12 protein-coding genes and 1 tRNA gene are annotated in these 13,396 nt (G+C 36.5%); 12 read left to right on the forward strand and 1 reads right to left on the reverse strand.

What is annotated here, in order from left to right:
• The first annotated feature begins 26 nt into the window (after nucleotides 1-26).
• Nucleotides 27-100 (forward strand) — tRNA-Gly (locus NIZ91_02940).
• Between the two features lie 123 nt (nucleotides 101-223).
• Here the strand turns inward: NIZ91_02940 and NIZ91_02945 are convergent.
• On the reverse strand, nucleotides 224-889 hold the full coding sequence (locus NIZ91_02945) for a phenylalanine--tRNA ligase beta subunit-related protein (protein ID USY55642.1): 666 nt from the start codon (nucleotides 887-889) through the stop codon (nucleotides 224-226).
• 110 nt (nucleotides 890-999) lie between these two features.
• Here NIZ91_02945 and queG point away from each other — a divergent pair, with 110 nt between their 5' ends.
• The 11 genes from queG (at nucleotide 1,000) to NIZ91_03000 (ending at nucleotide 13,101) form a co-directional block, all read left to right on the forward strand.
• A complete protein-coding gene (gene queG, locus NIZ91_02950) occupies nucleotides 1,000-2,136 on the forward strand; it encodes a tRNA epoxyqueuosine(34) reductase QueG (GenBank protein ID USY55643.1) in 1,137 nt (378 codons plus the stop codon).
• Nucleotides 2,137-2,211: 75 nt separating this feature from the next.
• Nucleotides 2,212-3,102 (forward strand): amidase domain-containing protein, encoded by an 891-nt coding sequence (locus NIZ91_02955; GenBank protein USY55644.1) that lies wholly within the window; start codon nucleotides 2,212-2,214, stop codon nucleotides 3,100-3,102.
• A 58-nt stretch (nucleotides 3,103-3,160) separates the two neighbouring features.
• On the forward strand, nucleotides 3,161-3,661 hold the full coding sequence (trmL, locus tag NIZ91_02960) for a tRNA (uridine(34)/cytosine(34)/5-carboxymethylaminomethyluridine(34)-2'-O)-methyltransferase TrmL (protein USY57075.1): 501 nt from the start codon (nucleotides 3,161-3,163) through the stop codon (nucleotides 3,659-3,661).
• Between the two features lie 332 nt (nucleotides 3,662-3,993).
• Nucleotides 3,994-5,889: a PrkA family serine protein kinase gene (locus tag NIZ91_02965; GenBank protein ID USY55645.1), complete on the forward strand. Its 1,896-nt coding sequence runs from the start codon at nucleotides 3,994-3,996 to the stop codon at nucleotides 5,887-5,889.
• A 228-nt stretch (nucleotides 5,890-6,117) separates the two neighbouring features.
• Nucleotides 6,118-7,296 (forward strand): sporulation protein YhbH, encoded by a 1,179-nt coding sequence (yhbH, locus tag NIZ91_02970; GenBank protein ID USY55646.1) that lies wholly within the window; start codon nucleotides 6,118-6,120, stop codon nucleotides 7,294-7,296.
• 120 nt (nucleotides 7,297-7,416) lie between these two features.
• Complete coding sequence (locus NIZ91_02975; protein USY55647.1) at nucleotides 7,417-7,860, forward strand: MarR family transcriptional regulator; 444 nt, start codon at nucleotides 7,417-7,419, stop codon at nucleotides 7,858-7,860.
• 8 nt (nucleotides 7,861-7,868) lie between these two features.
• The gene (locus NIZ91_02980; GenBank protein USY57076.1) at nucleotides 7,869-8,426 is read left to right on the forward strand and encodes a VTT domain-containing protein; all 558 of its coding nucleotides are present in this window, start codon (nucleotides 7,869-7,871) and stop codon (nucleotides 8,424-8,426) included.
• Between the two features lie 17 nt (nucleotides 8,427-8,443).
• A complete protein-coding gene (asd, locus tag NIZ91_02985) occupies nucleotides 8,444-9,292 on the forward strand; it encodes an archaetidylserine decarboxylase (protein ID USY55648.1) in 849 nt (282 codons plus the stop codon).
• Between the two features lie 92 nt (nucleotides 9,293-9,384).
• The gene (locus NIZ91_02990; GenBank protein USY55649.1) at nucleotides 9,385-10,908 is read left to right on the forward strand and encodes a spore germination protein; all 1,524 of its coding nucleotides are present in this window, start codon (nucleotides 9,385-9,387) and stop codon (nucleotides 10,906-10,908) included.
• Nucleotides 10,901-11,992: a spore germination protein gene (locus NIZ91_02995; GenBank protein ID USY55650.1), complete on the forward strand. Its 1,092-nt coding sequence runs from the start codon at nucleotides 10,901-10,903 to the stop codon at nucleotides 11,990-11,992. The genes NIZ91_02990 and NIZ91_02995 overlap by 8 nt, the downstream gene beginning before the upstream one ends.
• Nucleotides 11,989-13,101, forward strand: a complete 1,113-nt coding sequence (locus NIZ91_03000) for a Ger(x)C family spore germination protein (protein USY55651.1) — start codon at nucleotides 11,989-11,991, stop codon at nucleotides 13,099-13,101. The genes NIZ91_02995 and NIZ91_03000 overlap by 4 nt, the downstream gene beginning before the upstream one ends.
• The last annotated feature ends 295 nt before the right edge of the window (nucleotides 13,102-13,396 follow it).

Here is a 13,396-nt window from a genome sequence, read left to right on the forward strand (position 1 = left end):
TGTTAAGAGATAATACAACTTTATCTGCGGGTGTAGTTTAATGGTAAAACCTCAGCCTTCCAAGCTGATGTCGTGAGTTCGATTCTCATCACCCGCTCCATACATATTGTGATCACAACGCAGTATCTTGTTTACCAAAAACAAGGTGTTGCGTTTTTTATATTTTTAAGGTTATAGTGAATGAAAAAAGACGTTTATCTACTATAGATAAACGTCTTTGTGATTAGTTGATAAGCGAATAGGAAGCTTCTCCACCATGAATTTGTGTAAACATAGTGCTCAGAGAATCAGTTAGTTTTAAAGAGCTTTCATTGGATAGAGAAGGTTTTAAGAAGATGATTTGAAGTGCTTCAGACGTCTGTTCAGAAACGGGAGCTCGATTGGAGTCCACATAAGGGCTTCCGAATGGACCTTTTTCATCTGATAATACAATTTTATTATGCAGAGATACTTCTCGACCATTAATTGCACGATAGCTTTCATCTTCATTCCCAAGACGTAACGAAATGTTTCCTTTTAAACAGCTTTTATCGTAAATGCCTAAAGGTACTTCGTATTGAAGAGAAAAGAAGTTATTTAAGTCTACAGCTGAATTAATGGTCGGCAAGTACGTTTGTTTTTGAATTCGACGAAATAATGCTTCAATTGAGGGACGATATTTGCTTGGGTCCGTTCCAAACTCCTTAAACACGCTTCTCCATTCTTTAATTCCTTCAAAAGAAGTGATGGCTTTATCTTGTAAATCAAAATAAATTGATTCTTGAAAGAGTCGTAATCTGCCTTTTAACATTTGTGGAGCTTCGCTTACTTCAATATTTTGATACTGAATAATACCTAGTTTAATATCATTATTTTTTTCTTTGATTTCTGATGAAATAATAACGTTCATATAAAATACCACCTTTTCATTTGTAAGTTATGTATAGAGTAGAATTGTTCCAGTGAAAATGATAATAAAAGCAATTCTACGCATTGAATTTTAAAAGGAGAATAGCATAAATGGATTTTCAACAGTTAAAAAAAGAAGTAATTGCCTATAGTAAAGAGATAGGTATTGATAAAATTGGTTTTGCTAGTGCGTCAACATTTGAGACGTTAAAAGATCGCTTATTAAAACAACAAGAATTAGGCTACGCTTCAGGGTTTGAAGAACCTGATATTGAGAAACGCACGAATCCAACGCTCCTGGTTCCAAAAGCGAAGTCAATCATTGCCATTGCTCTTGCATATCCTTCTAAAATGCCTGGTGCACCAAGAAGTACAAAAGAAGACCGAAGAGGCATTTTTTGTCGTGCTTCTTGGGGACAAGATTATCATACCATTTTACGAGATAGGCTCCAAAAACTTGAGTCATTCTTAAAAGAAAAGGTTCAAGGAGTTGAAGTGAAATCTATGGTGGACACGGGCGAGCTATCTGACCGTGCCGTTGCTGAGCGAGCTGGGATAGGCTGGAGTGGAAAGAATTGCGCGATTATTACGCCCGAGTTTGGTTCATACGTCTATTTAGGTGAAATTGTTACGAATATACCATTTGAACCAGATCAGCCAATTGAAGATCAGTGTGGTACTTGTAATAAATGTGTTGAGGTATGTCCAACAGGTGCATTAGTCACAGGAGGACAGCTTAACTCTCAGCGCTGTATTGCTTTTTTAACTCAAACAAAAGGTTTTTTGGCAGATGAATTTCGAGACAAAATTGGCAATCGCCTATACGGTTGTGATACGTGTCAAACGGTATGTCCTGAAAATAAAGGAAAAGACTTTCACTTTCATCCCGAAATGGAACCAGATCCTGAAATCGCAAAGCCGAAATTAAAGCCATTGTTAACAATGAGCAATCGTGAGTTTAAAGAAAAATATGGTCATGTATCAGGCTCTTGGCGTGGAAAAAAACCAATTCAACGTAATGCAATTATCGCACTTGCTCATTTTAAAGATGAAACGGCTATACCTGATTTGATTAAAGTAATGAAAGAAGATGTGCGCCCTGTAATAAGAGGAACAGCAGCTTGGGCATTAGGGAAAATTGGCAACGACGAAGTGTTGCCTCTGCTGGAACAATTAAAAGAAAAAGAGTCAGATGAAGAAGCAAAGCAAGAATTTGAAAAAGGCATTGCCCTTTTAGTAAAGTCATAGAAGTTGAAATTGTTGTGTTAAAAGGTAAGCTGTTCATCATAGCGTATAGTAAAAGCAGAGAAAAGTGGTGAACAGATGCTAGCAAAGAAAAATGTTCTATATACATTGATGAAAGCCAAAGCAAACGGCTACGTGAATCAAGTAATCAGCGAGGACTTTAAGCCTTTTATTGAACATGAATACGAGCTTAAGCAGTCTTTACTGAGAAAAAGAAAAGTAGAAGTTGTGAAGTGTACGGTTAAAGGAGCTATTCATAATGTTCAGAACGAAAACGAGGAAACAACTGTTACGTATCACGTACACAAACGATTTCTATGTAAGCAAGATGATTTATTTTATGTAGAAGAAGACATAGAAGAGCGATGCGCATTATTTTATAAAGATACGCTTATTCATGATAAATTGCTTCCTATTCATATAGATGAAATAGATGATTTAGAATTCATTATTGATGATAAGGAAGAGGTAGCTAATCGAAATGGATATTATAATCGTCTAGCAGCAGTACAGTATGCAGAAACATATTGGAATACGCCTAATCCAGCTTATAAATACTTCGAGGTAAACTGTACGAATTATATCTCTCAGTGTTTACGAGCAGGAAAAGCACCAATGAGGGGGCAACATAATCGAAGCAAAGGCTGGTGGCTTAGTAAAGATAATTGGAGCTATAGCTGGGCAGTGGCACATTCGATGCATAGTTATCTTCAAAGCTCAAAACAAGGACTGCGGGCCATTAAAAAAAGCTCAGTTAAAGAGCTAGCAATGGGAGATGTCATTTGCTATGATTTTGAAGGCGATGGCAGGTGGAACCACACGACAATTGTGGTGGCAAAGGATGCGGACGGGATGCCTTTAGTTAATGCTAATACGTATAATAGCCGCATGCGCTATTGGGCTTATGAGGATTCGACGGCCTATACGCCAAATATAAAGTATGCTTTCTTCCACATTACCGATCAATAAATAGCTCTTTTGTTTTGAAAAGTTAATGGTATAATGATGAATAGATTTGTATTTAGAGGTGACTATTTTGGGACTACATGTTGTTTTATATCAACCAGAAATTCCAGCTAACACTGGTAATATTGCGAGAACTTGTGCAGCAACGAACACAACTTTACATTTAGTTCGTCCACTAGGCTTCTCTACGGATGATAAAATGTTAAAGCGCGCAGGCTTAGATTATTGGGACTATGTTGAGGTTGTCTATCATGATTCGCTAGAAGAAATTTTTGAAAAGTATCCAGAAGCAGCATTTTACTTCATTACCAAATTCGGAAAGAAGCCGCATTCATCATTTGACTATAGCAATGTGGAAAACGATCACTTCTTTGTGTTTGGGCGCGAAACAAGTGGCTTACCTGATGAAATTATTGAAGCGAATATGGATAGATGTTTGCGTTTGCCAATGACGAAAAACGTTCGTTCTTTAAATTTATCAAATACGGCAGCTATTTTAATTTATGAAGCACTACGACAACAAGAATATGGCGACTTATTAAGAGAAAATCCCCTTGATTAAGGGGATTTCTTTTTTTTACAAGGATGACTGTTCTATGTAGGTTAATCCTATTTGCGCTTTACTCCAGGCTTGTCATTGTAACCAGCCGTAAAAATTGCTGATAAAAAAGCAAGTGATACACCTAAAACTAATAGTAACCTCATCGATAGAGCCTCCTTTATTTTTCTTTCATGCTCCTACTAATTATTATAGCTAATTCACGGGATACTGTGAATCTTTAATGTAGACAAAATTCTGAATTTCTTAATTTAAAAAGCATGTTCAAACATTTTACTGCATAGATTGTATTAATCTTGTTCACTAGCACCAGAACTAGTAGGGGAGGTCCTTTAATGGATATATTAAAGAAAATTGAAAAATACCGTGAAGCAGAGAATCGACTTAAATGGGAAGGTACATTTGAAGAATATTTAAAACTAATTAAAGATGAGCCTTTAATTGCTCAGCCAGCGCATTCAAGGGTCTACAATATGATTAAAGATGCAGGAATTGAAGATGTCAATGGGAAAAAGCAATATAAATTTTTCAGTGAACAAATGTTTGGTCTAGAAGAATCGCTTGAAAGGCTGGTTGAAGAGTACTTCCATCCTGCAGCGAAACGGTTAGATGTCCGGAAGCGTATTTTATTACTTATGGGGCCAGTTAGTGGCGGGAAATCAACGCTTGTTACAATGCTAAAAAGAGGGTTAGAAGCGTATTCGTTAACGGATCGTGGAGCTGTTTATGCCATCAAAGGATGCCCAATGCATGAAGATCCGCTTCATTTAATTCCACATCATCTGCGTCGAGACTTCTATGAAGAGTACGGCATTCGAGTTGAAGGCAACTTATCACCTTTAAATACAATGAGATTAGAAGAAGAATATGGCGGCAGAATTGAAGACGTCATTGTAGAAAGAATCTTCTTCTCTGAAGATAAGCGTACGGGGATTGGTACATTCAGTCCATCTGATCCAAAGTCTCAGGATATTGCTGACTTAACAGGAAGCATTGACTTTTCAACTATTGCCGAATACGGATCAGAATCAGATCCACGGGCATATCGATTTGACGGAGAGCTAAATAAAGCCAACCGAGGAATGATGGAGTTCCAAGAGATGTTAAAGTGTGATGAAAAGTTTTTATGGCATCTACTATCTCTTACCCAAGAAGGGAACTTTAAAGCAGGACGATTTGCTTTAATTAGTGCAGATGAATTAATCGTCGCACATACAAATGAAACGGAGTATCGCTCCTTTATCTCGAATAAGAAAAATGAAGCCTTGCATTCACGTATTATTGTTATGCCGGTTCCATATAACTTAAAGGTTAGTGAAGAAGAGAAAATCTACGAAAAAATGATTCGAGAAAGTGACGTATCCGACGTGCATATCGCACCACATACGCTGCGCATTGCTTCCATCTTTACAACGCTAACCAGACTAAAAGAACCGAAAAAAGGCGATATTGATTTATTAAAGAAAATGAGATTATATGATGGCCAATCTGTTGAAGGCTATAATGATGCAGACGTGGAAGAGTTGAAGAAAGAACATTCGGATGAAGGCATGAGTGGAATTGATCCGCGTTATGTCATTAACCGAATTTCATCAACCATTATTCGAAAAGATATTAAATCAATTAATGCATTAGATGTATTGCGTTCGCTAAAAGAGGGATTAGATCAGCATGCATCCATTTCAGCTGAAGATCGTGAACGCTATTTAAACTACATTTCATTAGCACGTAAAGAATATGATGAAATCGCGAAAAAAGAAGTTCAAAAAGCATTTGTATATTCATATGAAGAATCAGCGAAAACGCTTATGGATAACTACTTGGATAACGTTGAAGCGTACTGCAATAAAAACAAGTTGCGCGATCCGTTAACAGGCGAAGAAATGAATCCAGATGAAAAGTTAATGCGCTCAATTGAAGAGCAAATTGGTATTTCGGAAAATGCGAAGAAAGCGTTCCGTGAAGAAATTTTAATCCGTATTTCTGCATATGCTCGCAAAGGGAAACGCTTTGACTATAATTCGCACGAGCGTTTACGTGAAGCTATTCAGAAAAAATTATTTGCAGATTTAAAAGATGTAGTGAAAATTACCACATCGACGAAAACGCCAGACGAACAGCAGCTGAAAAAAGTAAATGAGGTGGTTGCTCGCTTAATTGATGAGCACGGCTACAATTCAGTCTCAGCGAATGAACTTTTACGCTATGTAGGAAGCTTATTGAATCGATAAAGAATGATAAAAAAACATGGCACCGCTGATATGTGCCATGTTTTCTTTATCTTTTTATATTAGCAAAATAGGCATTTATCTCATTCACAGTAGATGCTTTTTCATATGATAGTGTACAGCCGGGCTTTTTAAAAGCCGAAGCTAAATTAATTAGCAAGTATATCATTTTAAGACATAGGATAGAATAAACAACCTTTCAAAAGCAGCTTGAACAAGGAGGGGAAATACGTGGGTAAAGAGATTGATAAGAGTTTTGCGATTTCCAAGGAAGACTGGTCCCTCCACCGTAAAGGTCATGACGATCAGAAGCGACACCAAGAAAAAATCCAAGAAGCGATAAAGAATAACTTACCGGATTTAATTACAGAAGAAAACATTGTCATGTCAAATGGGAGAGACGTTGTTAAGATTCCAATTCGTTCATTAGATGAGTACAGAATTCGCTACAACTATGATAAGAATAAACACGTAGGGCAAGGGGATGGTGAAAGTAAAGTAGGAGATGTTGTAGCCAGAGATGGATCTGGCGGTGATGGAAAAAAAGGTGCTGGTAAAGGTCAAGGCGCAGGTGATCAAGCAGGAGAAGATTACTTTGAAGCAGAAGTATCGCTTATGGAGCTACAAGAAGCACTGTTTGCACAGCTTGAATTGCCGAATTTACAGCGCAAAGAATCTGATAATATCGTTGTTGAACACATTGAATTTAATGATATTCGACGCACTGGCTTGATGGGGAATATTGATAAAAAGCGTACGATGATGTCTGCATATAAGCGCAATGCAATGACCGGAAAGCCTGCATTTCATCCTATTTTTCCTGAAGATTTAAAGTTTAAGACGTGGAATGAAGTGACAAAGCCTGAATCAAAAGCTGTTGTGCTTGCGATGATGGATACAAGTGGATCTATGGGAATTTGGGAAAAGTATATGGCGAGAAGCTTTTTCTTTTGGATGACTCGCTTTTTACGAACAAAGTACGAAACTGTTGAAATTGAATTTATTGCCCATCATACAGAAGCCAAAGTTGTTTCAGAAGAAGACTTTTTCTCTAAAGGAGAAAGCGGGGGAACTATTTGTTCATCTGCTTATCGTAAAGCGCTTGAATTGATTAACAAAAAGTACGATCCTAGCCGTTATAATATTTATCCATTTCATTTTTCAGATGGCGACAATTTAACATCCGATAATGCAAGATGCGTTAAGCTTGTAAATGAACTAATGAAGGTTTCAAATATGTTTGGATATGGAGAAGTAAATCAATATAATCGTCATTCAACTTTAATGTCTGCGTATAAGAACATTCAGGATGAACAGTTCCGCCATTTTATTCTTAAGCAAAAAGCAGATGTATTTCATGCGATGAAAAGCTTTTTTAGAAAAGAGCCAGAAGGAACCAAATATGCATAGGTATCACTTAAGAAGCCGCTTCTATACGAGAAGAGGCTTTTTTTTAATTGACAGCTAGATATCTCTATTATATATTTTATCTAGTTAAACTGTTTAAGTTGATAAACTAGAGGTGGAGAGATGAAACAAGCAGATAATTTAAAAGAAGCTATTTCATTATTTAATGAAGTCAATAACCATTTAATGAACACGCATTTTTCTTCATTGAATAATGATATTACGCCGAAGCAGTTCATTATTCTGAAGTCAGTTTATGAAATGCAGCCTGTAAATGTGCAAACGATTGCGAAAAAGTATCATTTATCCATGAGTTCAGTTAGTCAGCTCATTACAAAGCTTGAAAAAGAAAATTATCTACATCGAGAGCTTAACCCCGAAAATCGTCGAGAAATTTTGTTAACGCTTGGGCCTAAAGGACAGGAGTATTTTAATGAGTATGAGCGAATTGACCAACTCATTATAGAACAATACTATTCTCGTCTATCTCTGCAAGAAACACAGCAGCTAAGAGAGATTGCCAATAAGCTTTATGAAGTTGTAATGGGAGAAACAAACGCTAAATGAATGCGGATATAAAAGAGTTTATTATTCAGCTATTTGAAAGCTATGAAAGTATCGCATTGGTATTGAGTATCTTGTTGAACCTACTCATTAGCATTGCTGGTGTTTTGCCAAGCGTATTTCTAACAGCAGCTAATTTAGCTGTCTTTGGTTTTTGGGAAGGAATGATTATTTCGTTTATTGGCGAATCCGTTGGAGCAGTTGTTTCGTTTTGGTTGTATCGAAAAGGCTTTCGAAAATTAACTGCTCATAAGAGTTTGTCTGCTCCTAAAATTCAACGACTTTTACATGCAAAAGGAAAGGAAGCTTTTCTACTTATTCTTTCTTTGAGACTATTACCTTTTGTCCCTTCAGGCCTTGTTACATTTATTGCGGCCATTGGAAAAACTTCTTTAGGGATTTTTATTTTAGCAAGCTCAATTGGAAAGCTTCCTTCAATTCTTATTGAAGGCTATTCTGTTTATCAAGTCATGAACTGGACAAGTACTGGGAAGGTATTGATTTCTTTCATAGGCTGCGTACTTATCATACTTGTAGTTCGAAAACTTTATGCAAGGTCTGCCATATGAAAGGAATGTTATAGGATATGATTAATCAAGTAGTAAAGAAGATCATTGAATTATTACCGCAAAATACGATTTCGCGTGGGGTAGGAGTTTTTGGACGTTCTTCTATTAGTAGGCGTATTATTAAACCATATAGTAAAATTTATAGGATTAATTTAGATGAAATGAATCAACCTCTAGACTCTTATCCTAATTTCACGGCATTTTTTACGCGAACGTTGAAAGCAGAAGCCCGACAAGTAGCACCTAATCCGTATACGCTTGCTAGTCCGGTAGATGGAAAGGTAGCGGAATATGGTGACATTAAAGAAGGAACGCTTATTCAAGCAAAAGGCATCGACTATCGAGTAGAGCAGCTGCTTGGGTGTACGAAAGAAGAAGCTGAAAAGTTTGACGGTGGAACCTTTTTAACGATTTACTTAAGTCCTAGCGATTATCATCGAATTCATATGCCACTTGCCGGAGAAGTGACAAAAGCAACATATATACCAGGTCGATTGTTCCCAGTTAATCGTATTGGTGTTGAACATGTTCCTGGGCTATTCACAAAAAATGAACGACTTGTCACATATATAGATACCAAAGCTGGGCAGGTGGCACTTGTGAAAGTAGGTGCTTTTATTGTTGGAAGTGTCCAAGTACCATATGGAAATCATACGACCAATGTAAAGTATGGAAAATATTATACAACATCTGTTAATAATGCCTTTTATGAAAAAGGTGAAGAGGTAGGGCTGTTTGAATTTGGTTCGACGGTAGTTCTTTTATTTGAAAAAGATAGAGTAAAGTTAGCAAAAACGTTGCAGAATGGAACGAAATTAAAATACGGGGAAGCAATTGGAACCTATGATTCAGAAGATTTGGTATAAAAACCAAATCTTCTTTTTTATGTTTACATTACATAATCTTTCTAAATATAGAAACACTGAAAGTATAACTATTTAGAACCGAGGTGGATTTGATGCTGATTAAACGTCATTCAAAAAAGAAAAAGCAAAAAAGTGAGCCAAAACAAGATCCAGCATCCATCAACATTCCACTAAAAACAACAATTGAAGAAAATAAAAAGTATCTTCAAGAGTACTTGGATTACACGAATGATTTAGGTGAGCGTTGGCTTACGTTTAACGGTAAAAAAGCGCTATTAATGTATTTTGTGCCGCTTATGGATTCGGTAAAACTAAACGAACATGTTATTAAACCAATGCTACTAGAGAAAAAAGGGGACCCAAAAGAGGTTATTCAGATTGGTTCTGTGAACGAATCACAAGATCTACATGAAGTGATTACGTTGCTTTGTCGAGGTGGGACCATTTTATTTCTTGAAGACGTTTCAACCTTATATATAATTGATGCTACGCTTCCTGCATCTAGGGAAGTTAGTCAAGCAATTGATGAAAAAGTTGTGCGCGGTTCTCACGAAGGGTTTGTTGAAAATCTAGATAAAAACATAAACTTAATGCGCCAGCGCTTTTTAGATGGAAGCTTAATCGTTAAATACCTTGAAGTCGGTACGATTTCGCGTACGAGAGTAGCTGTTTTATACCTTAAAGGAATTTCAAATCCAGAATACTATGAAGAAGTATTTCGACGATTAGAATCAATTGACGTGGATGCGGTGGAAAGCGGGAGTATTATTGAAGAAGCTCTTGAAAATTCACCGTTTTCACCTTTTCCACAGCTACTTAATACAGAAAGACCAGATCGAGTGATGGGGAATCTATTGGAAGGGCGAATTGCGATTATGACAGCTGGAAACTCATCCACGATTGTTGCGCCTTCCTGCTTTTTTACGTTCTATCAATCGCCAGAAGATTATAATACCCGCTCTTTGTACGGATCTTTCTTTCGCTTGTTGAGGATTTTTAGTTTTTTTGTTGCAATCAGTCTACCAGCGTTATATATTGCTACGATTTCATTCCACTATGAGCTTATCCCTGTTGATTTAATTTTAACGGTGAAAAGCTCTGTTGATAACGTGCCTTTTCCGCCGATAGCCGAAGCGTTTATTATGGTTCTTATTTTAGAGCTTCTAAAAGAAGCAGCAATTCGATTACCATCGTCCATTGCGCAAACAATTGGCGTAGTGGGAGGGTTAGTTATCGGGACAGCGATTGTAGAAGCAAATCTTGTTTCCAATATAATGATTATTGTTATTGCTCTTACGGCCATTGCTTCATTTGTGGTACCAACAAATGAAATGAGTACGACGTTACGGATTTTAAGCTTTCCAATGATGGTAGGAGCAGCATTATTCGGTTATTTAGGCATTATCTTTGTGCTGACCCTTATTATTATGCATCTGGTAACACTAGAATCTGTAGGGAAACCTTATTTAATACCAATTGCTCCATTGCGTGTGGCAGATTTAAAGGATGTCTTTGTTCGGGTCAATCAAATGTATATGAACGATCGTCCGGTAGGCCCAAAGCCTCTAAAGCGCAGAAGACAGCGAGCATTAAGGGATTGGCAAAAAAATGAGTGAAGCTAAAAAAATTACTTCAACACAATTATTTTTTATTATCCTTCAGACACAGATTGGTATTGGAATTTTATCACTTCCCTATAACTTATTTAAAATCGCTGAAACAGATGGATGGTTATCGCTCATTATTAGCGGAGCTATTGTACAAGTTATTACTCTTATTCACTGGGGTCTCACGTACCGCTTACCGGGTGAAACTGTATATAGTATGGGAAATACGTTGCTAGGCACTTTTTTGGGGAAGGTATTAAACATAGGCTACATAGGATATTATATTGTCATTTCAAGCGTTATTATGGTTTTATATGTAAATGTTTTACAAAGGTGGGTTTACCATATTACTCCTGCTTATATATTGGTATTGTTATTAGCTATTATCGCTCTTTATTTTGCAAAGGAAAATATTGTAAACATTGCACGCTTCTATGTAATGGTGTCAGTTTTATTAATTGTAATTATCCTCCTCGTGGCAAGTGCATTTAAGTATGCTGATATCCGGTATATCTTTCCTATTGGAGAAGCTGGAATTCAAAAAATTATGCTCGGTGCAAAAGAAGGCACCATTTCCATGCTTGGATTTGAAGCAGTCTTAATTTTAGCACCGTTTGTAAGAGCCCAGAGTAAAACTACCACGTTAAAAATGGTGGTGTTTAGCAACTTTGCAGCAACCATGATTTATGTCTATGTCACATTAGCTTGCTTATTATTTTTTAGTCCAGATGAAATGCCGCTTGTACCAGAACCTGTTTTATATATTTTAAAAGCAACTCAAAACTCTGTCATTGAACGAATCGACTTAGTATTTTTAGCGTTCTGGATTATTTCAGTTATTACGTCTTTAATTATGTATGTTTATATTGCGAGTGTCGGTATGAAGACGTGTTTTAAAAAGAAAACGCATAGACCCTTTGTCCCTATCATTGTATTTTGTGCTGCTATCTTATCGATTTACTATTCAAAGAGTGATGATTTAACAGCTGTATTGTCAAAAATAACCAATTACTTGGTGTATATCTTTATTTTTATCATTCCAACTTTACTTTTTATTCTTTCATTATTTAAAAAGAGGAAGAGGACAACATGAAGAAACAGTGGAAAATGTGGGTGTTACTTAGCAGTACGCTAGCTTTATTAACTGGATGTTGGGATCAAAAGATGCTTAAGGATACGATCTTTATGTCTGCAGCGTCGTATCAGATAGCGCCGGATGGAAGAATTGATGGAGCAATAGCGGTACATTCCTATATTTCAAACCAAGAAGCGCCTGTTAGTAAAATATATCACGCAACGGCTAGTTCGCCTCGAAGCGGTCGAGTTCAGCTAAACGAACAGCTTTCTGGAACGTTAATGACGGCTAAAAATCGTGTGTTTTTAATTGAGGACGATTTAGCAAAAAAAGGGATTATCCAGCTAAGTGATGTATTGTACCGAACACCTGAAAGCCCGCTTATCGCTCGATATGTAATAATCGACGGAAAACCAAACGAAATTATTAATATGAAGCAAGTGGGGGAAGAGCTGATTGGAGAATATTTATCTGGCGTTATTTTAACGGCTGAAAAGCAATCACTCGTACCAGTAGAGACTCTTCAAACGATTTGTACATTGTTATTTGATGAAGGAAAAGGGTTAGCTCTACCTTATGCAAAATTTAATAAGGAAAACATGTCTGTAGAAATAAAGGGAATTGCGTTATTTAATGGGGAAAAATTTTCGGGAATAACGTTAAAAGATGAGGAAGCAAAAGCATTATTATTACTATCAAATAAAAAAAACAAATATATGACGATGACAGATAAGGTAAAGATGAATGGAAAAGAATATATTGTTTCTTATGAAGTGGCAAAAGCAAAATCAAAACTGAAGATAAAAGTACGTTCTAATCACCAGTTAGAAGTAAAAGTCCCTGTTTCACTAAAAGTTAGTATTACTGAGTTTACGTATGGAGAAGTTGGATCAGATGATCTTATTAAAAAAATTGAAAATACGATTAACAAAAATGTTCAAAATAAAGCTGAGAAAGTTGTCGAAAAGCTTCAAAAAGCAAACTGTGATTTCTTAGAGGTAGGAAGAGAACTAATGGCTTACCACCCCGATGTATGGAAAGAATTAGAATGGAAAAAAGATTATGCTCAAATCGATATTAAACCAGACGTAACTGTTGAAGTGATTCATCGAGGAATCATTAATTAATTACAAGAGGTTGAGACATAAGTGCTTCAAACAATGATATACCCCAACTATCACGAGTTAACTGCTTTTGATAGCTTGGGTATTTTTTTGTTGGTTCAAAAACAAATTCAAAAAACTAGCGTAAGGGAACGAACTTGTGCTTACAACCTAGCTATTATAACAAAGTAATGATTCGCCTTTGAGAAGGAATCATTTCATTGTGTCCCAGTCTCTTTTATTTTTAAAGTTTGGTATCCAGAAAAAGAGGTAACGTGATAGGATAAGGTAAGCTGAATGTTTCATAAATACATAGCAT

The sequence above is a fragment of the Bacillus sp. 1780r2a1 genome, from assembly GCA_024134725.1.
Lineage (GTDB): Bacteria > Bacillota > Bacilli > Bacillales > Bacillaceae_H > Priestia > Priestia aryabhattai_A.